Source organism: Arthrobacter sp. 05T423, from assembly GCF_056396245.1.
Genome location: NZ_JBFTLC010000019.1, coordinates 46,941 through 69,797 on the forward strand (window position 1 = coordinate 46,941; position 22,857 = coordinate 69,797).

The 22,857-nt window shown below is 66.7% G+C and carries 17 protein-coding genes and 1 pseudogene; 6 read left to right on the forward strand and 12 right to left on the reverse strand.

Translation table 11 applies throughout. The features are described 5' to 3' along the window. Window positions 1-2: 2 nt before the first annotated feature. Window positions 3-1,076 carry an Lrp/AsnC family transcriptional regulator gene (locus tag AC1DFE_RS14700; RefSeq protein ID WP_476906613.1) on the reverse strand — a complete coding sequence of 358 codons (1,074 nt, stop codon included), beginning with the start codon at window positions 1,074-1,076 and terminating at the stop codon, window positions 3-5. 100 nt (window positions 1,077-1,176) lie between these two features. On the opposite strand from AC1DFE_RS14700, the gene AC1DFE_RS14705 reads away from it, so the two are divergent. Then, window positions 1,177-2,439 carry a M20 metallopeptidase family protein gene (locus AC1DFE_RS14705; RefSeq protein ID WP_476906614.1) on the forward strand — a complete coding sequence of 421 codons (1,263 nt, stop codon included), beginning with the start codon at window positions 1,177-1,179 and terminating at the stop codon, window positions 2,437-2,439. A 24-nt stretch (window positions 2,440-2,463) separates the two neighbouring features. After that, a pseudogene (locus AC1DFE_RS14710) lies at window positions 2,464-3,752 on the forward strand (MFS transporter). 74 nt (window positions 3,753-3,826) lie between these two features. Here the strand turns inward: AC1DFE_RS14710 and AC1DFE_RS14715 are convergent. Together AC1DFE_RS14715 and AC1DFE_RS14720 are read right to left on the reverse strand one after the other, a co-directional pair. Further along, window positions 3,827-5,071, reverse strand: coding sequence for an MFS transporter (locus tag AC1DFE_RS14715; protein ID WP_476906646.1), 1,245 nt, complete (start codon window positions 5,069-5,071; stop codon window positions 3,827-3,829). A gap of 280 nt (window positions 5,072-5,351) precedes the next feature. After that, entirely contained in the window at window positions 5,352-5,546 is a 195-nt protein-coding gene (locus AC1DFE_RS14720) for a hypothetical protein (RefSeq protein ID WP_476906615.1), read from the reverse strand. 241 nt (window positions 5,547-5,787) lie between these two features. On the opposite strand from AC1DFE_RS14720, the gene trmB reads away from it, so the two are divergent. Continuing rightward, the gene (trmB, locus tag AC1DFE_RS14725; RefSeq protein ID WP_476906616.1) at window positions 5,788-6,720 is read left to right on the forward strand and encodes a tRNA (guanosine(46)-N7)-methyltransferase TrmB; all 933 of its coding nucleotides are present in this window, start codon (window positions 5,788-5,790) and stop codon (window positions 6,718-6,720) included. 162 nt (window positions 6,721-6,882) lie between these two features. Beyond that, window positions 6,883-7,689, forward strand: a complete 807-nt coding sequence (locus tag AC1DFE_RS14730; protein WP_476906647.1) for a DUF1206 domain-containing protein — start codon at window positions 6,883-6,885, stop codon at window positions 7,687-7,689. 32 nt (window positions 7,690-7,721) lie between these two features. On the opposite strand, the gene AC1DFE_RS14735 is transcribed toward AC1DFE_RS14730, so the two are convergent. Together AC1DFE_RS14735 and AC1DFE_RS14740 are read right to left on the reverse strand one after the other, a co-directional pair. Further along, window positions 7,722-8,399: an anti-sigma factor family protein gene (locus tag AC1DFE_RS14735; protein ID WP_476906617.1), complete on the reverse strand. Its 678-nt coding sequence runs from the start codon at window positions 8,397-8,399 to the stop codon at window positions 7,722-7,724. Continuing rightward, complete coding sequence (locus AC1DFE_RS14740) at window positions 8,396-8,896, reverse strand: sigma-70 family RNA polymerase sigma factor (protein ID WP_476906618.1); 501 nt, start codon at window positions 8,894-8,896, stop codon at window positions 8,396-8,398. Before AC1DFE_RS14740 ends, AC1DFE_RS14735 begins: the two co-directional genes overlap by 4 nt. Window positions 8,897-9,088: 192 nt before the next feature. Here AC1DFE_RS14740 and AC1DFE_RS14745 point away from each other — a divergent pair, with 192 nt between their 5' ends. After that, window positions 9,089-9,598, forward strand: coding sequence for a COG4315 family predicted lipoprotein (locus AC1DFE_RS14745; protein ID WP_476906619.1), 510 nt, complete (start codon window positions 9,089-9,091; stop codon window positions 9,596-9,598). A gap of 158 nt (window positions 9,599-9,756) precedes the next feature. Here AC1DFE_RS14745 and AC1DFE_RS14750 read toward each other — a convergent pair whose 3' ends face one another. From AC1DFE_RS14750 to AC1DFE_RS14780, 7 genes are all read right to left on the reverse strand, one after another. Beyond that, on the reverse strand, window positions 9,757-11,295 hold the full coding sequence (locus tag AC1DFE_RS14750) for a glycoside hydrolase family 32 protein (protein ID WP_476906620.1): 1,539 nt from the start codon (window positions 11,293-11,295) through the stop codon (window positions 9,757-9,759). A gap of 31 nt (window positions 11,296-11,326) precedes the next feature. After that, window positions 11,327-12,205 (reverse strand): carbohydrate ABC transporter permease, encoded by an 879-nt coding sequence (locus AC1DFE_RS14755; protein ID WP_476906621.1) that lies wholly within the window; start codon window positions 12,203-12,205, stop codon window positions 11,327-11,329. 1 nt (window position 12,206) lies between these two features. Further along, window positions 12,207-13,166 (reverse strand): carbohydrate ABC transporter permease, encoded by a 960-nt coding sequence (locus tag AC1DFE_RS14760; RefSeq protein WP_476906622.1) that lies wholly within the window; start codon window positions 13,164-13,166, stop codon window positions 12,207-12,209. A gap of 84 nt (window positions 13,167-13,250) precedes the next feature. Then, a complete protein-coding gene (locus AC1DFE_RS14765; protein WP_476906623.1) occupies window positions 13,251-14,546 on the reverse strand; it encodes a sugar ABC transporter substrate-binding protein in 1,296 nt (431 codons plus the stop codon). A gap of 126 nt (window positions 14,547-14,672) precedes the next feature. Then, entirely contained in the window at window positions 14,673-15,695 is a 1,023-nt protein-coding gene (locus AC1DFE_RS14770) for a LacI family DNA-binding transcriptional regulator (protein ID WP_476906624.1), read from the reverse strand. Between the two features lie 174 nt (window positions 15,696-15,869). Then, a complete protein-coding gene (locus AC1DFE_RS14775; protein ID WP_476906625.1) occupies window positions 15,870-17,618 on the reverse strand; it encodes an Ig-like domain-containing protein in 1,749 nt (582 codons plus the stop codon). Between the two features lie 209 nt (window positions 17,619-17,827). Further along, on the reverse strand, window positions 17,828-18,709 hold the full coding sequence (locus tag AC1DFE_RS14780) for a DMP19 family protein (protein ID WP_476906626.1): 882 nt from the start codon (window positions 18,707-18,709) through the stop codon (window positions 17,828-17,830). A gap of 222 nt (window positions 18,710-18,931) precedes the next feature. Between AC1DFE_RS14780 and AC1DFE_RS14785 the strand changes: the two genes are divergently transcribed. After that, complete coding sequence (locus AC1DFE_RS14785; RefSeq protein WP_476906627.1) at window positions 18,932-22,369, forward strand: DEAD/DEAH box helicase; 3,438 nt, start codon at window positions 18,932-18,934, stop codon at window positions 22,367-22,369. The last annotated feature ends 488 nt before the right edge of the window (window positions 22,370-22,857 follow it).

Consider the following 22,857-nt stretch of genomic DNA (forward strand, 5'->3'; position numbering starts at 1 on the left):
GGTCAGCCCACCAGCTCAGGGGCACCGGTGGTCACCGCAACAACATCGCCGCTGGCCGTCGAATCGGGGTTGAGCATCCAGCCCACCCGCTTGACCGTTCTCAGCATGACGACACTCTCCACAAGTTCGATGCCCGGGATGCGCTGCTGAAGGGCCAGCTCCGCGGTCATGACATCGGCGAGAGACTGCAGCCACATGATGATGACGAAGTTGGTGCGCCCGGTGGTGGACGCGCTAAGGCGCACATTCCGGAAGCTACGGAGTTCTTCCGCCGCGGCTTCATGCTGGCCCGGCGGAACGTTGGCGAACCAGTGGCAGGTCACCGGGAAGCCGGAATACCTTTGCGCGATCTCGCAGCGGAAGGAGAGGACGCCGCTGGCGAGCACCCTGTTCAGCTGGCGCTGCACGGTGGCCGGGTGCCGGTCCAGCGCTCTCGCGATGTCTGCAGCCGTAGCCCGGCCGTCCTTCGACAGGAACGGCAGGATTGCCAGGTGGCTGGCGGGCAGCGGCTCCCTCACCGCCGCCGTGGGTGCGGACGCCGCGGCCTCGGGACCGGCGAGGGCCCGGAGCGCCTGGATCTGGCTGCGGTTGAGGACGTTGATGCGCCACGCATAGGCGCCGGTGTGCAGCCGGGTGGCAAGCGCCGTCTGGTATTTGACCAGCCCTTCGATGGCATGGAGCTTGGAGACCACAGCGGTGAAGTGCTGCAGGGAGCCGGTGATGACCGTCAGCGTCAGGTCCCGGTTGCTCGCCGCCTCCTCCACGGTGACAATCTCGGGCACCGCGGCCAGTGCATGGGTGACTGCAGCCCGGCGGTGCAGCTCGCACTCGACATCAACGAAGGCGAGGCACATCTTTTGCGGATCCCCCATCGGATGCGCCGTGACCCAGGCGGCGCCAGCGGCCGTGAGTCGCTCCCACCGCGCGGCCAGCGTGGTGGCGTGCACGCCCAGGACCTCCGCGGCGTCCGCCCAGCTCAGCCGCGGTGCGATCTGCAGGGCGTTGATCAGCGCGAGGTCCTCCTCGGTGACGTCCAACGGTCCCCCTCCCCGTGCCGTAGTGCACGAATACTGCATATAGAACCGGGCATTTGCATTTTTCCAGCACTTCGGCCGAGTGTGAACCAGGCCACTCCAGAATAGACCCACAGCACCGGACCACCAACGAGGAGAACACGTGCCGATTGCCGCAGACGCCCGCCAGATGCAGGAAGACCTTGCCCGGTTCCGCCACGACCTGCACCGCGAACCCGAAATCGGATTGCAGCTGCCGCGGACCCAGGAAAAGGTGCTGAAGGCCTTGGAGGGCCTCCCGTACGAAATCACCCTCGGCAAGGAGACGACGTCGGTCACCGCCGTTCTGCGCGGCGGGGCTTCCGACGGCGGTGCTTCCGGCGGGACTGCCCGCACCGCTCCGGCGGTGCTGCTCCGGGCGGACATGGACGGGCTGCCCGTGCAGGAGAAGACCGGCGTCGATTTCACCTCCACCATCGATGGCGCGATGCACGCATGCGGCCATGACCTGCACACCTCCATGCTCACCGGTGCGGCCACCCTCCTCGCCGAGCGGCGGCACCGGCTGGCGGGCGACGTCGTCCTGATGTTCCAGCCGGGCGAGGAAGGCTGCGACGGCGCCAGCTACATGATCCGCGAAGGCGTCCTGGATGCCCCCGGCCGGCGCGTGGACGCGGCCTACGGCATGCACGTGTTTTCCTCCCTCGAGCCGCACGGGACGTTCTGCACCAAGCCCGGCGTCATGCTCAGCGCCTCCGACGGCCTGGTGGTCACGGTGCTCGGCGCGGGCGGCCACGGCTCCGCCCCGCATTCGGCCAAGGATCCGGTGACGGCCGCCGCCGAGATGGTGACGGCGCTGCAGGTGATGGTCACGCGCCAGTTCAACATGTTCGATCCCGTGGTCCTCTCCGTCGGGGTGCTCCACGCCGGCACCAAGCGCAACGTGATCCCGGAAACGGCCCGCATCGAGGCGACCATCCGGACGTTCTCCGAGGAGAACCGCCGGCGGATGATGGACACTGTGCCGCGGCTGCTCAAGGGCATCGCTGCTGCGCACGGCCTCGACGTCGATGTGGACTATCAGCAGGAATACCCCCTCACCATCACCGACCAGGACGAGACGCACACCGCGGAGAAGATCATCACCGACCTGTTCGGCGATTCGAGGCTCGCGCGGTGGGCCACGCCGCTCAGCGGCTCCGAGGACTTCTCCCGGGTCCTGGCCGAGGTGCCCGGCACGTTCGTCGGGCTGAGCGCCGTGCCGCAGGATGCGGACCACGCCGCTTCCCCGTTCAACCATTCACCGTACGCAACGTTCGACGACGGCGTGCTGGCTGACGGTGCCGCGCTCTACGCGGAACTCGCCATTTCTCGCCTGGCGGCGCTGGCCGCCGCCCAGGTCCCTGCCTCCGTTCCGGCCCTCTAGCCCGCCCACTTCAGGGAGAAAACCATGACCGCCACCATCAACACCCTGCGCGCGGGCCGAATCTCGACCCGCAAGACCATCATCGGCACCGGCATCGGCAACGCCGTCGAATGGTACGACTGGGCCATCTACGCCACCTTTACCCCTTTCATCGCCGGCCAGCTGTTCAGCAAGTCCGACCCCGCCTCAGCCGTGCTGTCCACGCTGGCGATCTTCGCGGTCGGCTTCGTCGCCCGTCCTTTTGGCGGCTTCCTGTTCGGCTGGATCGGTGACCGGGTGGGCCGCAAGGCGTCCATGACGCTCGCCGTCGGCCTGGCGTCCCTGGGCAGCCTGATGATCGGTATTGCCCCCACGTTCGCCAGCGTCGGGGCCTTCGCGTCGCTGATGCTGCTGGTGGCCCGGCTGGTCCAGGGCCTGGCGCACGGCGGCGAGCTGCCGTCGTCGCAAACCTATCTTTCCGAAATGGCACCCAGGGAAAACCGCGGCTTCTGGGCCACGCTGATCTACACTTCCGGCACGGTCGGGATCCTGTTTGGAACGCTGTTGGGCGCAGTGCTGAACATGGCACTGTCCACGGAGGTCATGAACGCCTGGGGCTGGCGCATCCCGTTCCTGGTCGGCGCCGCGATGGGCCTGTACGCGCTGATCATCGGTCCCGGCTGCACGAGACGGACGTGTTTGAGGGCGAGACTGCCACGGAGAAGCGCGCCCCGCTCTGGCCCCAGATTGTCCGGTACCGCAAGCAGGCCGGACAGGTGATCGGCCTGACCGTGGGCCTCACGGTGATCTACTACATCTGGGGCGTGGTGGCACCCAGCTACGCCACCACCGCGCTAAAGATCGACCGCGGCGAGGCACTGTGGGCCGGCGTCATCGGCAACATCGTCTTCATTGCCGCGCTTCCCGTGTGGGGCAAGCTGTCGGACCGGATCGGCCGCAAGAAGGTGCTGTGGGTCGGTGCGATCGGCTCCGCCGTGATGCACTTCCCGATGACGTGGCTGCTCAAGGATTCCGCCTGGCAGCTGGCCGTGAGCATGTCCGTGATGCTCATCTTCATCGCCGCGAGCGCCGCCATCGTCCCCGCCGTGTACGCCGAGCTGTTCCCCACGAGCATCCGCACCGTGGGTGTGGGCGTGCCATACTCCATCTGCGTGGCAGTCTTCGGCGGCACCGCACCGTACCTGCAGCAGTGGCTGGGCACCACCATCCACATGCCCAGCCTGTCCAACGTCTATGCGGTGGTACTGCTGGTCATTAGCGTGGCGTTCATCTTCACCATCCCCGAGACCAGGGGCAAGGACCTGACCCACTAACCTTCCCGACTAGGTAGCAGCAGAGGGCTTTCTGAGCGATCAGAACGCCCTCTGCTGCTACCTACATGGGGCCACTACCCGCCGATGAACCTGTCCCGGCCAGCCCGGTAGCCGAACACCGCTGCCAGTGTTCCCACAGCCAGGAACAGGAGCCCCGCCGCCGCAAACGAGCCCGTGCCCTGATGCAGCTGACCCACCAGCAGCGTGCCGGTGGAACCGAGCCCGTAGCCCACCCCCTGCATCATGCCGGAGAGGTGGGCTGCCGTGTGCCCGTCGCGGGTCCGGAGCATGATCATCGTCAGGGCGACGGCGGTGAGACTTCCCTGGCCGAGCCCCAGGATGCCCGTCCACACCCAGACCAGTTGGAGCGGGCCGAAGATGCTCAGGGCAAAGCCGCCACCGGTCATGAGGGCCACCACAGTGTTGATCGCCCGCTGGTCGCGGAGCCGGGCCGCGAGCGCAGGCGCGAACAGCGAGCCCAGCATCTGCAGCACGATGGACACCGACACAATCAGCCCGGCCGTTCCGCCGTCCACGCCGCGCCCGCGCAGGATCGGCGCGAGCCAGGCAAAAACGCTGAAGGACATCATCGCCTGCAGCACCATGAAGATCGTGACCTGCCAGGCCACCGCCGAGCGCCACACGTTAACGCCGTCCCGCACCGCTGTGTGGTGCCCGTGCCGCTGCCGCACCGCCACCGGCAGGAAGAGCAAAAGCACGACGGCGGCCGGCACCGCCCAGAACCACAGCGCCGAGGTCCATTGGCCGGTAGCGCTGAAAACGGGGTAGGTGAAGCCGGCGCCCAGGGCGGCGGAGGCGCAGATGGCCGTGGTGTACAGGCCGCCCATCAGGCCCAGCCGGTGCGGAAAGTCGCGCTTTACCAGCCCGGGCAGCAGGACGTTGCACAGCGCAATCGCGGCACCGCACGCGGCCGTCCCGGCGAACAGTGCCGGCAGGTGCCCGGCGCCCGGGATTCCTGCCGGCCGCAGGAGCAGCCCGGCCACCAGGACGGCCATCGCACCCAGCAGGACCCGTTCCGCGCCGAACCGGCGGGCCAGGACCGGAGCCAGCGGTGCAAAGACGCCGAGCAGGGTGACCGGGACGGTGGTCAGCACCACCACTGCCCAGCCGGGCAGGCCGGCGTCTGAGGTCACCTCGGGAAGGACCGCCGAAAAACTGGAGAACACTGTCCGCAGGTTCAGCCCGATCAACACCAGGCACAGGCCCAGATAGGCCAGGGTCCGGCGACTCGTCACCTGCGTGGGTTCGGCAGCGGGAACGTCGTCGGCCTCTGCGTCAACGAGGGTGTCCGCATTGATGGCGGGACGCGGCGGCCGGGCGTCCTCTTTGCGTGAGTTCTGGGCGTCGGTCACCCGCCCATTCTTGCAGGGTGCCGAGCGGGCCAGGGCTCGATCGTGCCAAGAAACCTGCACCCGGTGGTTATCCACATACGGGTCAAGCACGGTACTCCGGGTGCCCGCGGAGCCATAATCTGGTCGGCACTTAGCTATCCAAAAAGCCATCCCGGCCGAATCCAGGAGGGGAACCGTTGAGCTTTCCGCAGGCACCAGAGCCCGGCGTCCCGCCACCGGAGTGCGGTCATGGCGACCAGCGTCCGAGCAATTCCGGCATGGGTGTGGCCAGTCTCACGTGTGCCGCGGCGGTCGTGCCCAGCATGATGGTGACGTCCGTGCCGGCGACGTTCGTCTCGTTGTTCACGCGCCCTGACCACGGCAGAAGCGGCAGAGAATGGGTCGCAAGCACTGTCTTCTTTGGCGCGCCGGTGTTATTCACGTTACTCTCCCTAATTTTTGGCCTTGTTGCCGTGCGCGGAGCGCCCCGCGGTTCCAAGGACTTCAGGACTGGCGTTGCGGGGCTCGTAGCGGGAAGTTTAGTGGCCATCATTGTGCTTCTGCCGACGCTCCAGCAAGGCTTCTAGCGAACAACAGGCCGATGCGGCCATTTCGATGGTTCAGCGGCCTGTGGAGCTTGGTCCGAAAGCGTGCCCCTCACCGGCTCCACTACTCTGGAAGGGATGAGCGAATCTCCCGAATCCCCGCAGCCGCCGGAAAATCCGAACCAGCCCCGGCCCGTCACGCCGGGAAGCCAGGCCTCCTACGGAACCTACGGCGGACGGCCGGTCAGCTTCGTTCGCCGCGGAACCCGCCTGCAAGGGCGCCGCCAGGCGGCCTGGGAGGAGCACTCCGGCCGCTGGGCCATCGACGTGCCACGCCACGTGGCCAACACCTCGGTCCATCCCGACTACACATTTGATGCCGAAGCCGAGTTCGGGCGCAACGCACCGTTGATCGTCGAGATCGGCTCAGGTTTGGGAGATGCCGTCTGCCACGCCGCAGAGGAAAACCCGGACAAGGACTTCCTCGCCGTGGAGGTCTACACCCCCGGCCTGGCCAACACCATGATCAAGATCAACAGCCGTGGCTTGACCAACGTGCGGGTCGTGGAAGCGAACGCTCCGGAGGTCCTGTCAACCATGCTGCCGCCCGGCTCGGTCAGCGAGCTGTGGGTTTTCTTCCCCGACCCCTGGCACAAGTCCAGGCACCACAAGCGCCGGCTGATCCAGCCGGAATTCGCCGAGCTCGCCGCCAGGGCGCTGAAGCCGGGCGGCCTGTGGCGGATCGCCACGGACTGGTCCAATTACGCTGTGCACGTCCGCGATGTCCTCGCCGGGTCCCGAGACTTCGAGAACCTGCACGACGGCCAGCGCAGCGGCCCCGAGAGTCCGCTCACCCACGTGTGGCAGACCGGCGTCGAATCGCTGGTGGGCGGCGCCCCGGTGAAGGAAGGGCGGGCGCCCGTGAGCACCGAGCACACCGGACCCAACGAGGGCATCGACGAACGGGGCGGCTGGGCTCCGCGCTTCGAAGGCCGCATCCGCACCAGCTTTGAAAACAAGGCCCACGAAGCCGGGCGGATGATTTTCGATCTCTGCTACCGACGGAACTAGCCGCGTCGGACCGCCGCGTCCAGGGGCACCGGACCGCCGGATATAGTCCCGCCCGGGGCCTCTGTTCCCCGGCGGCCGGCCGTGGCACGATAAGCGTGTGGCGGTGTGCCACAGCAGCTGCACGGGGTGTGCTGGCGCGGAGGAGCGATCATCAAAAGAGAACTGAAAACCGCAGCCGACCAAGCCGAGAACGTCACCAACTCCAAGCCCCTTGAAATGCTGGCACGCGGGGGATTTGCCGTAAGTGGCGTGCTCCACATCCTGGTCGGCATCATCGCCTTCGGACTCGCCCGGGGCCGCGGCGGCCGCGCGGATGTGAGCGGCGCCGTCGCCGAACTGGCCAGCCAGCCCGCCGGCCCGGCCCTCCTGTGGTGCAGTTTCGCCGGATGCGTGGCCCTGGCCCTGTGGCAGGCCGGTGACGCCATTTTCGACTTCGAGCGGCTGCCCACAAAGCACAAGGCCGGCAAGAAGCTGCAGGCCGGGGCGCAGGCCGTCGTCTATGCCGGACTGGCATTCACGCTGGCCGCCTTCGCGCGCGGCGCCGGCCAGGACAACCGGGAATCAACCAGCGACTTCACGGTCAAACTCATGAAAGCGCCGGGCGGTGTGCTCCTTTTGGTGCTGATCGGTGCGGCCGTAGCCGTCGTCGGCATCATCTACGCGGTCCGCGGGTTCAAAAAGTCCTTTGAGAAGCACATCAACCTTCCGTCGTCCCCCGGTGCCCGTAAAGCGATTACCGGCCTGGGCATGGCGGGCTATGTGGCCAAGGGCGTTGCCCTCTTTGTGACGGGTCTCCTGGTGGTCATCGCAACAGTCACCGCCCACCCCGAGCAGTCGACAGGTCTCGACGGCGGGCTCCGCGCCCTGCGGGAACAGCCTTACGGTGTGTACGTGCTGGCCGCGGTGGGCGCAGGGCTCATCTGCTACGGGGTCTTCACGGTGGTGCGGGCGCGGCTCGCCAGGATGTGAGTCGGTCGGGACGGGTCAGGCCTCAGAACGGGTCAGGTGCCCGGCACGGCAATGACGGCAATGGTCTGCTGCCGGTCATTGCGCACTTCGACGCTCGCGATGCTCGTGTACTGCAGCGGCGTCGCGCTGGTGACCCTCGCCCTTCCGCTCGGTGTCGCCGTCCACGCACACGCCCTGTCCTCGACTCCGGCGCGGTCCTTCACCCACAGTGAAAGCCGGCCGTTCTGGGGTAGGCTCCGCCCGTCGAAGGCCAGTTCGGTGCCCCATGTTTTCTTGACCATTCCCACCGTGACCTGCATGCCGGAGCCGGCTCTGACGGAATAGCTGGCATCGGGTTTGTCCCCGGGATCGAAGAGCGGCGCCGCCGCAAATCCCAGGGCGAGGCCGGCGGCAGCCACCACGCCCACGAGGGCCGTCAGCCGGCGTCGGGAATTACGACGGCGGGCCGCCAGTTCGTCGAGCACCGGCTTCGGGACGGGGGCCACCTCAGCAGGGGCGTCTGATCCCGGCCGGCGGGCCGGGACCGCGAGCGCCACGGCGTCGGGGACCGGCAGGGCATCCAGCAGGCCCGGCAGGGATTCCAGGTCCGACAGTTCACTGCGGCACGTGCCGCAGTGCTTGAGGTGCTCTTCAAAACGCAGCCTGTCCGCGTCGTCGAGTCCTCCCAGCAGGTATGCCCCCAGGAGCTCATGGGTTTCCTTGCCGTTCACCGTTCCACACCCATTTCATCAAGTACTGTCCGCAGGGCCTTCACCGCGTAGAAAGCCCTGGATTTCACCGTTCCGCTCGGAATGTTCAACTGGACTGCGGCCTCGCCCACCGTGAACCGCCTGTAGTGCAGCGCCACCAGGACATCGCGGTGCTCGGTGCTCAGCCGGAGCAGCGCCTCCTCCATCAGCACCTTGTTTAAGAGGTCATCGACCCGTCCGGTGGCCTCCTCCGGATCCGCGATGTCACGGTCCTCGGCTTCCAGCGGCCGGCGCTGGGCCTTCCGGTAGTTGTCGATCATGATGTTGCGGGCAGTCCGGAAAAGGTAGCTGCGCATGCTGCCCGTGACCTTGGGGGCTTGTTGCCAGACACGAAGCACCGTTTCCTGGACGATGTCGTCGGCAAGGTGCGGGTCGCGGGACGCACTGAGTACAAACCGGCGGAGCGCCGTTCCGTGCTCGCGGTAAATCGCTGCAACCAAATCCTCATCCAGCGGCACCTTCGGCCTCCCTGCAATGACCCTATGAGACCGTTCCGAGCGGGCCGGTCTTCCTGGCACATACGACGTCGGCAGCCGGCAATTGGTTCAATTCCGGCGAACCGCAAATCCTTTGAACCATTCTTCACCTTTGTGCGTCATTCCAGATAGCGCCGGTCTCTTAGTCTGCCGGCCCTAGCCAAGGAGCAGCACATGAAGAAGCAACTGAGCGTTGGCCTTGCAGTTATGGCCCTTGCCGCCTCACTGACGGCATGTGGCGGCGGATCCAGCACAACCACCACCACTACGGCGGCGGCCCCGGCCAGCGAGTCGCCAGCGGCGACCGCGACAACGGGTGCCAGCGACAGTGCCACGGTGGACCTCAAGACCGCGTCGTCCAGCAAAGGCAACATCGTGGTGGACGGCAAAGGCATGAGCGTCTACTACTTCACGAAGGACGTCAAGGACTCAGGCAAGAGCAACTGCACGGGTGACTGCCTCGTGAAGTGGCCTCCGGTGATCGCTGCCTCGGACACCCCCAAGGTCGAGGGTGTGACGGGGACGGTGGGCACCATTGCTACCGCCGACGGCAAGAAGCAGGTCACGGTCAACGGCATGCCCGTCTACCTGTGGCAGAAGGACAAGGCCCCCGGCGACGTCACCGGTCAGGGCGTCGGCAACGTCTGGTACCTCGTGGGACCTGACGGGACCATGATGAAGTAACGCCGGCGCCACCCGAACCTGCGGCCCATCGCCAACACCCTCCTGGCGTGGGCCGCAGCCCGTCCGGGCGACTACGTAGCAACGTGGGGTCACCTACGGCCCATTCCGCACTGGTTATTGGGCTGTAAGTGACCCCGCGTTGCTTTAATTTGCGGGAGCTATCCGGTGACGCTGAGGCTCACCAGAGTGGCGCCGCCGCCTTCTGCCAGCAGTCCGACGGCGGTGCTGGACTCCGCGGGGAAGATCTGGTCCGTGAGGGTCACCAGCCCGTCCTGGGCAAAGACCTCCACAGAGCAGCGGTCCACAAAGATCGTGAGCCGCAGCCGGCCGGAACCGTCCAGGGAAACAGGCGCCCGCTCCACTGACGGGAAGCCGGCGTGGAACCCGACGTCTCCGGAGCTGGTGCGGTCCAGGGTGAGTTCCCCGGACAAGGACTCCCCGGAAACGGCGGAGTAGGCCAGCACCGTCCGCTCCTGCACCCCGTTGGCCTCGCCGGCGCGCAGCACCAGGCCCACCTTGCCTGCAGAAGCCGGCTCGAACTCGACATCGATGCGCAGCACATCGCCGTATGCCTCCGAGGGCAGCCACTGCACGCCGTCCGCCAGCTGGGCCGGGCCGGCGGCGAACAGCTCCGTCGCAGAAGCCGCGAACGGGTCCACGGCCGCCTGAACGAGCACAGGGCGTCCGTCGCGGGTCTCCAGCCGGACCTCGCGCACCAGGGACATGGCACTGCGCCACCCCTGCGACGGGGTGCTGGCCGCGTACTGCCAGTTGTTCATCCAGCCGACCATGAGCCGGCGCCCGCCGGGGGCGTTGCTGAACGAAACGGCCGCGTAGTAGTCCCGGCCCCAGTCCAGCCAGCCGTAGTCCGGCATCCGGCTGTCGTCCGTTTGCCTGCCCTCGGTGACAGTGGTTTCGGAACGGAACGTCACGCCGTCGAACGTTCCCAGGAAATACTGGCCCCCCGAGCCGCCGGCGATCCCGCCCGGGCTCAGGTTCACCACGAGGACCCACCTGGTGTTCCCGGCATCGCCGTCCACGGGCAGTTCGAACAGGTCCGGGCATTCCCAGACGCCGCCCGTCGCGTTGGCCGGGCCGAAGGTGCTCAGATACTCCCACGACTTCAGGTCAGCGGACTTGTAGAGCACCACCTCATGCCGGACAGCCTCGACGGCGGCCATCACCCAGTAGCTTCCGGCGTCGCCGTCGTACCAGAAGACCTTGGGGTCGCGGAACTCGGCGGACGCCCGGTCCAGCACCGGGTTCCCCGCATACTTGGTCCACGTGGCGCCGTCGTCGGTGCTGTAGGCGAGGGACTGCGCCTGCCGCCCGGCAAGCGGCGACGCCGGGGAGTAGGCACTGGTGTAGACCGCCACCAGCGGGGGCGCTCCCCCGATGCCGAAGCCGCTTGTGTTCAGCGCGTCCACAACTGCTGATCCGGAGAAGATCGCCTCATTCTCATCGCACGGGATGGCCACGGGCTGCTCGTCCCAGTTCAGCAGGTCCGCCGAGGTGGCGTGGCCCCAGGACATGTTGCCCCACACGGCACCGTACGGGTTGTGCTGGTAGAAGAGGTGATACACCCCGTTGGAGTACACCAGCCCGTTGGGGTCGTTGAGCCAGTTGCGCTCGGCGGCGTAGTGCCATCTGGGCCGGTAGCGGCAGTCGAGCGCAGGCGTTGCATTGAGGGAAGTCATGGTTCGCTTTCGAACTAGGAAGGGGGCCGGGTCAGCCTTTGACACCGCTGGAGGCGATGCTGTTGATGAAGGAGCGCTGGAATGCGATGAACAGCACCACCACGGGAAGCGTGATCAGCGAGGCGTAGGCCATGACCTCACCCCATGAGACGTTCAGCTGGAAGAAATACTGGATGCCGATCATCACCGGGCGTAGCTCCTCGGACTGGACCACCATGAGCGGCCACAGATAGGAGTTCCAGGCGGGCAGGAACGTCAGGATGGCCACGGTGGCGGTGGCGGGACCGGCGAGCGGCATGACCACCTGGCGGTAGATTTTGAACCAGCCGGCGCCGTCGATCCGCGCTGCCTCGTCCAGTTCCTTGGGAATGGACTCGAAGTACTGGTGGTACAGGTAGATGGAGAACGCGTTGGCGATGAACGGGATGATCTGCACCTGGTAGGTGTCCAGCCAGCCCTTGGAGATCTCCAGGCTGAAACCGTTGAGTTCGAAGTACGGCAGCTGGTTCACCCACCACACCAGCGGCAGCGCCAGAGTCTGGAACGGAACGATGAGGGTTGCCAGGATCGCCGTGAACACCACACGTTTCCCGCGGACCTGCATGCGGGACAGCGCGAAGGCGCACAGGCTGTTCACGAAGATTCCCAGCACCACTGTCACGGCGGAGATACCGACGGAGTTGATGAGGAAGCGCGCGGCCGGCACCCGGTCGAAGACGGCGGTGTAGTTGTCCAGCGAGATGTTGCCGATGGGCAGGAACGCCGCCACGGAGGACATGTCACCGAAGATCTGCTGGTCCGGCTTGAGGGAGGACACGAGCATGAACACGATCGGGAAGGCGGCGACGACGGCAAACAGGATGCGCACGGCCATGGCGCCGATCGAATTGAGGCGAAGCACGTTTTTCACGTCAGTCCTTCTCTCGGGTCAGGTAGCGCTGCACTGCAGAGATCAGCAGCACGAGCACGAAGAATACGAGCGAGATGGCCGAGGCGTAGGAGGTCTCCTGCTGCTTGAAGCCGGAGCGGACTGCCTCGTAGATGATGGTGGTCGTGGAGTCGAGGGGGCCGCCCTGCGTCATGACGCTCACCTGGTCGAAGAGCCCGAGTGCCTGGATGGTGATGGTCACTAGGACGAGGGTGCGGGTGTGCTTCAGGCCCGGCCAAGTGACATACCGGAACTGGTGCCAGCGGCTTGCCCCGTCCAGCTGCGCGGCCTCGTACAGCTCCCCGGAGATGCTCTGCAGACCGGCCAGCCAGATGATCATGTGGAAGCCCGCGGCCTGCCAAATGGACAGCGCAATGATGGCCGGCATGGCGGTGGCGGGGTCGTTCAGCCAGTCCGCGCCCTGGATGAGGCCGAAGCTGAAGGTGGACAGCAGCTCGTTGATCAGGCCGTCCTTGCGGTACATGAAGAGCCAGAGCAGCGACACCACCACCATGGACGTGACCACGGGCAGGAAGTAGACAGTGCGGAAGAAGTTCACGCCGCGGAACTTCCTGTTGATCAGCAGCGCCATGGCCAGGGCGAGGCCGGACTGCACAGGCACCACCACCACGGCGAAGTAGCTGACGTTCAGGAGCGCCCGCCAGAATGTGGGGTCGGTGAAGAGCCGGGCGAAGTTATCCATCCCTACGAACTCCACCGGCCGCGGGGAGATGAGGCGGGCGTTCGTGAAGGCCAGCCCGAAGCCGAGGATCGCCGGCAGGAACACGAAGGCGAGCAGGAGGACTGCTGCCGGCGCAATCATCCCCCAGCCGCTGAGCTGCTCGCGCAGGCGGCCCGGACGTTTGCGGCGGGCTGCCGCGGTGGGGGTTCCGCCGGACGCCGGAGCGGCGTGGCGGCGGGAGGGAAGCTGGGTGGTTGTCATGGGGGTCTCCGTTGACAGTCGGTGCCGGTTGGCGGACGACGGCGGCAGTTGCCGCCCGCCGTCGTCCTCCCGTCCGGCGGCTGGCTAGTTTTTGTAGCCGCCGTTGGACTTGATGTTGGCGTCGATCGCCTTGACGGCCTTGTCCAGGACAGTCTTGGAGTCCGCGCCGGCCAGGATGTCCTGGACGGCCTTGCCGTACTCCGTGGCGATGAACGGATACGCCGGCGTTTCGGGGCGCATGACCGCCTGCTGGCGGGAAAGATCCATGAAGATCCGGTTTTCGCCGCCCTCGGCGAAGGCGGGGATCAGGGCTGCGGCCTCATCGGTGGCCGGAATGGTTCCGGTGGCCTTGGCCACCGCGGCGATGTTTTCCGGCTTCAGCGAGTAGGAGAGGTAGTCCATCGCGGCTTCGGAGTTCTTGCAGCCGCTGGTCACGCCCCACTGCCACGAGGCGCCGCCGATCTTCGGGCCGTTGCCGAGGTCCACGGAGGGCATGACCGCCAGGTCCTTGCCGAGTGCCTTGCGTGCCTTGTCCGCGGCCCAGGAGCCGGTGTAAACGACGCCGCTCTTGTTGTTCAGGAAGTCCTGGGTGGAGTCCTTGCCGCTCTTTTTGGCCATGAAGCCCTGATCGGCGAGTCCGCGGAACCAGGCGGCCCACTCGACGGCCTTGTCTCCGTTGAGGGCACCGTCCGCCGACTGGAAGCCGTCGCGGTTGACGAGGTCTCCGCCGAAGGACTGGAGCAGCGGCGAGTAGGCGTAGGGCAGCCACTCACCGGTGCCGGCAGTCCCCATGTCGAGCGGGTACTGCCACTTGCCCAGGGCCTTGAGCTTGGTCAGGGCGTCCTGGAATTCGTCCTTGGTCCATGGCTTCTCAACCGTGGCCGCGCGGACGCCGGCTGCCTTCAGGTCCGAGGCGCGCGCCAGCATGGCGAGGGCGACATCGTAGTAGCCCACAGCGTACGTCTCTCCCTCCCACTTGGCCACGGTGCTGGGGAGGTTCTTGGACAGATCGGCCGAAAGCTTCAGCGGGGTCAGGTACTTGGCCCACGCCCAGTTGGGCACATTGGGCCCGTCGATGTCCACTATGCACGGCAGCTTCCCCGCAGCGGCGGCCGAGACCACCGAGTCGTTGTAGGACTCCTGCGGGAATGCCTGCACCTTGATCTGGGCCTTCGCCGCGCCGCTCTTGTTGTAGGAGTCAACGATCGCCTTGATGGCGGCGAGTTCGTCAGGGTTGCCGGCATTGTGGGTCCACATGGTGATCTCGTTGCCGCCCTCGGACGTGGCGGACGCGCTGCCCTTGCCGCAGGCAGCAAGGCTGCCCATGAGCGCAGCCGCCGCTATGCTGGTGGCCAGGATCCGTGTGAATCGCTTGTTCATAAACGTCCAGTCTTTCTGCTGATTTTGCGCGTGGATGATTGGCCCGGGGTCCTCGAGGGGCGCGGCCGCTGCAACGGCTGCGTCCCTTGCCATGCGGGCACCGGGTGGGATGGTTGTGGACTGCGGTCAGTTCCTGGGCGGTCCCACGGAACCCCGTTCGATCAGGGGACAGGCGAGCCGCACCTGTTCCGGCGGCGTGCCCGGGTTCTCAATATCGTCAAGGACACGGTTGACCGCCCATCGGCCCATGTCGTAGTGCGGCAGGGCCACGGTGGTCAACCCCGGCCACAGCGAGCCCGCGATGAGCTCCAGATTATCGATGCCGACGATCGAGACCTCGTCCGGGATGTTCAGTCCCAGCGCTGTGGCCGCCTGGTACGCGCCCATGGCCATCCTGTCGCTGAAGCAGAACAGTGCGGTGGGCCTGTCCTGCCGGCTGAGGAGAGCGAGCGCGGCTTCACGGCCGCCGGCGGTTTCCGGCTCGGCGATGACGAGGTGGCCCGGATTGTACTGGATGCTGTGGCGGCGCAGGGCGTTATGGAATCCTTCCAGCCGGCCGTGCGTTGCGGGAATGTCGTCCACGTTGTTGATCATTCCGATCCGCTTGTGGCCGGCCCTGATGAGTGCCTCAACGGCGGTTTCGGCGGCGTCGACCTCGTCCGGGACGATGGACGACACCCCGGGGTCCCCGGTGACGGCGTCCAGCAGCACGGTGGGGATCCCGGCCAGCGCTGGCGGCAGCTCCACGCCCTGGTGGTACAGCCGGGCGTACACCACGCCGTCCACTTGGTGCTGCTGAAGCATGGTGATTTCGCGGTGTTCGAGCTCGCTGTCCAGGCCCGAGTTCACCACCATGACCACGTAGCCCCGTTCGTAAGCCGCGTCCTGTGCGCCGCGGATCATCGCCCCGGCGAACGGTGTGGTGGTGATCTCGTCACTGACCAGGCCCAGGATTTGGGAGCGCTGGTTACGCAGCCCGCTGGCGAGCCGGTTGGGAGCGTAGCCAAGGTTCCTGGCCACGTCCCGGACGTGTTGCTGGGTTTCCGCTTTGACCCGGGAGCTGGTGGCGTCGTTGAGGGCGTGCGACACGGTGGTCACTGAAACCCCGGCGGCCTTGGCCACCTCGCGTATCCCTACTCGCGTCGTCATCGACTTCCTTTGCAAAACGTTTTGATTCGGTGGGAACGAGAATACACAAAACGTTTTGCATGTGTCAATCGTCACTCTTTGCCCCGCCTTTCGCTGCCCGGACATGGCTCCGGCCCGGCGCTGCCCTTTCGGGCGGCACCGGGCCGGAGTGCTGCGGCTCGTGGCAGCGGCTCCTTACGGGCCGGTCGTGAAGCTCCAGGAGGTGTTCAGCAGCGAGTTCCCGGCAAGGTCCCGGATGCTGGTGGAGACGACGGCGGTGTACGTCGTGTTGGCAGCCAGGGTCACGCTGGGGTTCAGTGTTGCCACCCGGGTGGTGGCGTTGTAGCTGACAACAGCCGGTATCACCGCTGTCGTACCGGCCTTCCGCAGGGCAAATGTGCCGGTGGTAACCCCTGTGACCCTCTCACTGGTTGTGGCTGTCACATTGGCTGTCCGGCTGATCCGGGTGGCACCGGCCGCGGGTGTCCGGCCAACAACCGTCGGCCGCGGTCCCGTGGTGAACGCCCAGGAGTTTGCGGCGATCGGGTTGCCGGCGATGTCCGTGATGCCCGCCGTCAGCGTTGCCGTGTGCTTCTGGTCCGCCGCGAGGGTTGCATTCGGGTTCAGGGTGGCAACCCTGGTGGTTGCGTTCCACGTCACCGGAGCGGCGATGACCGCTCCCGCCGGGTTCTTCAGGGTGAAGGAAGCCGTCCCAAGGCCCGCAATCGGCTCACTGAAGGTCGCCGTGACATTGGACGTCTGGCTAACCATGAACGAGGTAACGCCCGGCGCCTTGGCTGTAACTGAGGGCCCCACGGTGTCCACCGTGAAAGCCAGGGATCCGGTGGACAGTGTTTCGGTTCCTGCGGGGCTGACCTCGCCGGCTGTCACAGTGTGGCGTCCATTGGCCAGCGCACTGCTGGAAGTGACCGCATAGGTGCCGTCCGCGGCCACCGACGCCGATCCGCTGGCCACGCCGTCAACGTAGAGGTTCACGCTCGCGGCATCGGGCAGGGCGACGGCACCCGTGAAGCTGGGGGTGGTGTTGCGCGTGATGTTGTCCGTGTTGAAGCTGCCGGTGTCGCTCGCGGCCGTCAGGTCAGGCGTACTGGGTCCCTTGGCAAGGGGCGCCGTGCACGGTGCCGTCGGGCCGCCGATCTGGGCAAATTCAAAGGTCGTGTTTTCACTGGCAGCTGCGGGAACGACTCCAAGCCACATTCCGCGGCTTTCGCTGTTGACGGCCGAGGTGGCCCTGTCAGCGTCCGAAAGACCGTCCGCCGGGTTGACGCCGGTCAGCCCGGTCCACGTCGCGGTCCAGGTGGTGAGCCCGGGACCGTCGTAGGAAATGCTGCCCTCCCTGCCAAGACCGGCACGGAGTGTCCTTTTGCCGCCGAGGACGAATGACTGATTCTTGGCCACGATCCGTGCCTCAAGCTGATCAATTGGATACTGGCCGCCGCCTGGGGCAACCGCCGTTCCTTTCATCACCACGGTCCCCGGTCCGGTCTTGGTGGCCGGCTGCGTGACTGTGACATTGGCCGTGGTCGTCTGGTCCCCGGCACCCGGCGCGGTCAGCACCTGGACGACGTCGCCCGGGCGGATGTCCGGCGTGACGCCGTTCCAGCAGCCTCCGCCAGGGTGGTTGACCTCCACGAGGCCGTCAAAGACACCGGGGGTGGCGGGGTCATCCTGGGGAGTGATGGGGTCGGAGGTGCCTACCACGGCGCCGCCTCGAATCACTTGGATGGTGGCAACATCGGTCTTGGCATAGCCGGAGGCCGACACGAAGTCCCTGACGGGAAAGACAAAAATGGAATGCGGCGCTGCCGGCGAAGTATTGATAGCAGCGGAGACCGGCACTGCCCCTGCCTGAACGGCCAGGACTGCGAGCGCACCGGCGGTAATTCCGGCCGCCACGCGTTGACGATTTCTTGCAGATTTCATGGAAAGCTCCCCTCAAAGGCCCAGACTTCACCCGGCTGAGACCCAGCGGGGTGATCCTCTTCAGGTCCATGATCTGAAGAGGATGCCAGTATCTGGACGCCACCCTGCGGAAACCTTTGACCAAAAGCAAGGCGACCCCACAGCAAGGCCGACGCGGGGGGGGGGGGGGGCACGCCGGCGCCGGAAAACACCGGCCCGCCCGCGCCGCGCTATGCCTCTACGAGGTCCTCATCCAGGTCTCCGTCCAGTTCTTCGAACTCGACAGCGGCCACGATTTCCTTGGTGTCCGGGTTGAGCATGAAGGCCTCGTCGTCGTCCTCGATCATCAGGAAGTCGCCGTGGTCGGTGCTGAAACGCCACGCGAGCACCGTCTCGCCGTTGTGGTCGTAGTTCGGATCGCCCATGGTGATTTTCCGCAGCCCGTACCCGGCGATGTCGCACAGCTCGCGGATGATGACCTCGAATTCCGGCGCGTTTTCCAGCGCCTCTTCTTCGGCTTCGGCGCGCCGCGCGTCGAGGTCGGGCAGGGCAGCCACCCGTTTGGCGATGTGGGCGGTGAGCTCGTCACCGTTCAGGACCAGCAGGCCCTCCTGTCCCCGCAGCCACGCCGCGTTGAGGGCCACGATGTCCTCCGTTTCGAGGAGCGATTCGAATTCGGCGTCGAGGTCCTCCATGGCCTGCACGCGTTCCGGGAGCTCGCCGCCCTCCTCGTCGTCGGCCACGCCGTCCAGGTAGGTGTCCGTTTCTTCCTCGGACAGGGCGTCGAATGCCTCCACGGTGCGGCCGAAGAGGTCGACGTTCCCGGCGGCGCCCATGCCTTCCAGACCCTCGCGGATGTAGGCGTCGAGCTCCTCACGGTCCGGGGCGGTGAAGACGTACTGTGCAAAGCCGCCGCCGAGGGACTGCGTCAGGTAGAAGTCCACGAAGTAGCTGCGCAGGGCGTTGGGGGCAATCTCCCCCGAGCCGAGCAGCTCCTGGTACATGGTGTTCACCACTGCGACGTTGGAATCAACTGTCTCTGCATCGCTGCCGCTGTGGCCGCCCGCGGCGCCTTCGACGGTCAGGACAACGGGGTATTCGCTGGAAGTCATGGGAAATCCTCACTGCAGAAGCCGGTGGTGCTCAGGACTTTCTCAACGTACGCGCTGCCAGCGCCCGCAGGTTTAGGGCGAAGTGAACGTCAGGCGAAGTTTGCGCCGCGGTAACCGGAGAGCCGGACGGCGGGCGGCGGCAAATTTGAGGGCCCCTCCCGCCCGACTAAGATGGATCAGATAACCTGCAGATTTTCGACCTGCCGAAAGTAGCGCGCACCCATGCCTTCCCAACCGGACGACAGTGCGGCACTGGCAATCCAGACCCCCGCGATCAACGACCGCTCCCTCGCGGCCGGGCTGGCCTATGCCATGGGCGGCCGCGTCTCCGGAATCTCGTTCGACGCCGCCACCGGCCTCATGCTCGGAAAGGTCCGGGGCGGTGCCGAGGTGCCGTATTCCACCACGGCCAAGCTGGTCCGCAAGGGCGGTGGCTGGAGCTGCACCGTGGGCGTCTGCAGCTGCCCCGTCCGCAAGGACTGCAAGCACGTGGCAGCGCTCCTGTTCGCTGCCGAAGACAACCCGGCCGTCAGGGTGCAACTCCTGTCCCCTGCCGACGTCTCGCGGGTGTCCCGCGAACAGTCGGTGCCGGCGCTTTCGGACTGGGAGCGGGCGCTCAGCCCCCTGATTTCGCAGGCGGGCCCTGCCCAGCAGAGCGGCGGCACTCCCCTGGCCCTGCAGTTCGAAGTGGAGGAACCGGCCCCGCACTTCTCCTACACGGGCCGCCGGGATCCGCTCCGCAGCGTCCGCCAGCTCAAGGCCCGCCCGGTGATCATGGGCGCCAAGGGTAAATGGATCCGCGGCGACATCTCGTGGAACACGCTGAGCTACCTGAATTTCAAGCGCGTGTGCAACCAGGCCCATGTGGAGTGGATGCAGACCTTCCTCGCCGCGCACACCGCCAGCGCGAACCGGACCTACTCGTCGTCGTCGCTGTGGCTCGGGCTCAACACCTTTGCCGGCAAGAATTTGTGGGGCCTGCTGGAGGAGGCCCGCCAGATCGGCGTTGCGCTGGTGCACAGCCGCGGCCAGGAACCCGTGAAGGTGGCGGCGGAGCCCGCGTCGGTCGGCCTGAACCTGGGCCGCTACGGAAGCGGCGCCCGGGACGGGGGCCTGGAGCTCGCGTCCACCATCACGGTTGACGGTACAGAGGTTGATCCGGCGTCGGTGGGCACCATCGGACGCCCGGCGCACGGCATATTCCTCACCTCCAGCGGGGACGCACTGCCGGGGGTCGCCGCGGACGAGACCATCACCCTCGCCCCGCTCGAGAACGGACTGAGCGAGGAACTGCTCGCCTTCGTCACGGCGGGCAGCACGCTGCATATCCCGGCACGGGATGAAGGCCGCTTCCTCACCGGCTTCTACCCCAAGCTCAAGCAGACGGCACGGGTGACGGCGTCGGACGAGTCCGTCGAGCTGCCCGAGCTCGCCATCCCGACGCTCTCACTGCTGGCCAACTACGGCACCGACCACCGCGTGCGCCTGCACTGGGAGTGGCATTACAAGTCCGGCACCATCGTCACGGCACAGCCGCTCTGGCGCCACCCCGGCGACCACGGCTACCGTGACGATCCGGCCGAGGCCCGCATCCTTGAGGCTGTAGGCCAGCCGTGGGACGTGGTGCCCAGGCTCGGCGAGTCAGCCACCGGCGGCTGGGGCACGCCGCGCCTCGCGGCCACCGCTGAGCTGAGCGGCTTGGACACCCTGGCTTTCACGGAGGAGGTGCTCCCCCGGCTGAAGAACACCCCCGGCGTGGACGTGGACACCTCCGGCGACATTGCAGACTACCGGGAGGCCGAAGAGGCGCCGGTGGTGGCGATCTCCACCAAGGCCACTGACCAGCGCGACTGGTTCGACCTTGGCATCGTCATCACCCTCGAGGGCCAGCCAGTGTCCTTCGCCGCACTCTTCTCCGCCCTCGCCGCCGGGCAGACGCGCATGCTGCTGCCCAGCGGCGCCTACTTCTCCCTCGACCTTCCGGAGCTGCACCAGCTGCGGGCCCTGATCGACGAGGCCCGGAGCCTTCAGGACAACGCGGGCGACAAGGACGCTCCGCTGCAGATCAGCCGCTTCCAGGCCGGCCTCTGGGATGAGCTTGCCCAGCTGGGGATCGTGGACGAACAGGCTGCCGCTTGGCGCGAGGCGGTGGGCGGGCTGCTGACGGACGGCGTCCAGGGCCTTCCGCTGCCGGCTGCCCTCAACGCCGAGCTGCGCCCGTACCAGCTGGAGGGCTACAACTGGCTGAGCTTCCTGTACCGCCACAGCCTCGGCGGCGTGCTCGCCGACGACATGGGCCTGGGCAAGACCGTGCAGGCGCTGGCCCTGATGTGCGCGGCCAAGGAACACGCCGCGTCTTCGGCGGACGCTAAGGAAGCGGACGGCACAGCTGCGGACCCCAAAACTGCGAACGACGGCGGCACCCCCTTTTTGGTGGTGGCACCCACCAGCGTCGTGGGCAACTGGGAGGCCGAGGCCGCCCGGTTCGCACCGGGACTTACGGTCCGCGCCATCGGCGAGACGTTCGGCAAGAGCGGCGCCGATCCCGCCGAGGCCATGGCCGGGGCGGACATCGTCATCACGTCCTACGCGCTGTTCCGGATCGACTACGAGTCCTACGCGGGCCGGCGCTGGGCGGGGCTGGTGCTGGACGAGGCGCAGTTCGTCAAGAACCACCAGTCCAAGGCCTACCAGTGCGCCCGGAAGCTGCCGGCAGCCTTCAAGCTGGCCATCACCGGAACCCCGCTGGAGAACAACCTCATGGAGTTCTGGGCGCTGACGTCCATCGTGGCGCCGGGGCTGTTTGCGAGCCCCTCGCGGTTCGCCGAGTACTACCAGAAGCCGGTGGAGAAGAACGGTGACCGGGGGCAGCTGGACAAGCTCCGCCGTCGGGTCCGTCCGCTGATGATGCGCCGCACCAAAGAGCAGGTCATCAAGGACCTGCCGCCCAAGCAGGAGCAGATCCTGGAGGTGGTGCTCAACCCGCGGCACCAGAAGGTCTACCAGACCCACCTGCAGCGCGAGCGGCAGAAGATCCTGGGCCTCATCGAGGACGTGAACAAGAACCGTTTCACCATCTTCCAGTCGCTGACGCTGCTGCGCCAGCTCAGCCTGGACGCGTCGCTGGTGGACGAGTCGCTCTCCGGCGTGCGGTCCAGCAAGCTCGACGTCCTGTTCGAGCAGCTGGAGGACCTAGTGGCCGAGGGCCACCGTGCCCTCATCTTCAGCCAGTTCACCGGCTTCCTGGGCAAGGTCCGCGAGCGCCTCACCGAGGAGAACATCGAGTTCTGCTATCTCGACGGCGGCACCCGGAACCGTACCGACGTCGTCAATGAGTTCAAGAACGGCGCCGCCCCCGTGTTCCTGATCAGTCTCAAGGCCGGCGGCTTCGGCCTCAACCTGACCGAGGCCGACTACGTGTTCCTGCTCGATCCGTGGTGGAACCCCGCGTCAGAGGCGCAGGCGGTGGACCGCACGCACCGCATTGGCCAGGCCAGGAATGTCATGGTCTACCGGCTGGTGGCCAAGGACACCATCGAGGAGAAGGTCATGGCGCTGAAGGCCAGGAAGTCCCAACTGTTCGCTGACGTTATGGAAGGCGATGCGCTCTCCGGCGGTGCGCTCACGGCGGAGGACCTGGCGGGACTCTTCAACGACTGACGCGTTCCCGGCTGACGCCCGCATGGCGGCGGCTGCGGCGGGCCGAAGCCCGAAGGCGGTCCGCCTGCTGAACCACTGGCCCAGGGCCTTGCCCTTGCCCTTCCACCAGCTGTCCTCGTCGGTGTCGGTCCGCCAACGGTAAATCAGGACCACCAGCACAAACATTCCGGCAGTGACGTTTGGCCAGACTCCGGAGGCCGCATCGATCAGCGCCCTGACCGCGGTGGCCAGGATCGCCGGCGCGGCCAGGGTGCGGAAGACAGTGTTGGCCAGGTACCGCCGGTGGGAGCGCGGCACTGAGAGCAGGCGGACCATGTCGGAACAGGCGCACACCACAACAACAGCCTGTGCCAGCATCAGCAGAATGGACCCCGGCAGGGACCCGGCGAACTGCACCGCTGAGGCCAGCCCGGAACTCATCGCCTGCTTCCGTCCATGGCGGTCTCCTCCGTTGCTTGTGCTTTTCCTTGCAGTGTCACTTGCACCGC

Bases quoted from the DNA above. Each gene is read 5' to 3' on its own strand.
- AC1DFE_RS14785 (WP_476906627.1), top strand. From the start codon at position 18,932: ATGCCTTCCCAACCGGACGACAGTGCGGCACTGGCAATCCAGACCCCC.
- AC1DFE_RS14775 (WP_476906625.1), bottom strand. From the start codon at position 17,618: ATGAAATCTGCAAGAAATCGTCAACGCGTGGCGGCCGGAATTACCGCC.
- AC1DFE_RS14760 (WP_476906622.1), bottom strand. From the start codon at position 13,166: ATGACAACCACCCAGCTTCCCTCCCGCCGCCACGCCGCTCCGGCGTCC.
- AC1DFE_RS14780 (WP_476906626.1), bottom strand. From the start codon at position 18,709: ATGACTTCCAGCGAATACCCCGTTGTCCTGACCGTCGAAGGCGCCGCG.
- AC1DFE_RS14745 (WP_476906619.1), top strand. From the start codon at position 9,089: ATGAAGAAGCAACTGAGCGTTGGCCTTGCAGTTATGGCCCTTGCCGCC.
- AC1DFE_RS14700 (WP_476906613.1), bottom strand. From the start codon at position 1,076: ATGCAGTATTCGTGCACTACGGCACGGGGAGGGGGACCGTTGGACGTC.
- AC1DFE_RS14765 (WP_476906623.1), bottom strand. From the start codon at position 14,546: ATGAACAAGCGATTCACACGGATCCTGGCCACCAGCATAGCGGCGGCT.
- AC1DFE_RS14770 (WP_476906624.1), bottom strand. From the start codon at position 15,695: ATGACGACGCGAGTAGGGATACGCGAGGTGGCCAAGGCCGCCGGGGTT.
- AC1DFE_RS14750 (WP_476906620.1), bottom strand. From the start codon at position 11,295: ATGACTTCCCTCAATGCAACGCCTGCGCTCGACTGCCGCTACCGGCCC.
- trmB (WP_476906616.1), top strand. From the start codon at position 5,788: ATGAGCGAATCTCCCGAATCCCCGCAGCCGCCGGAAAATCCGAACCAG.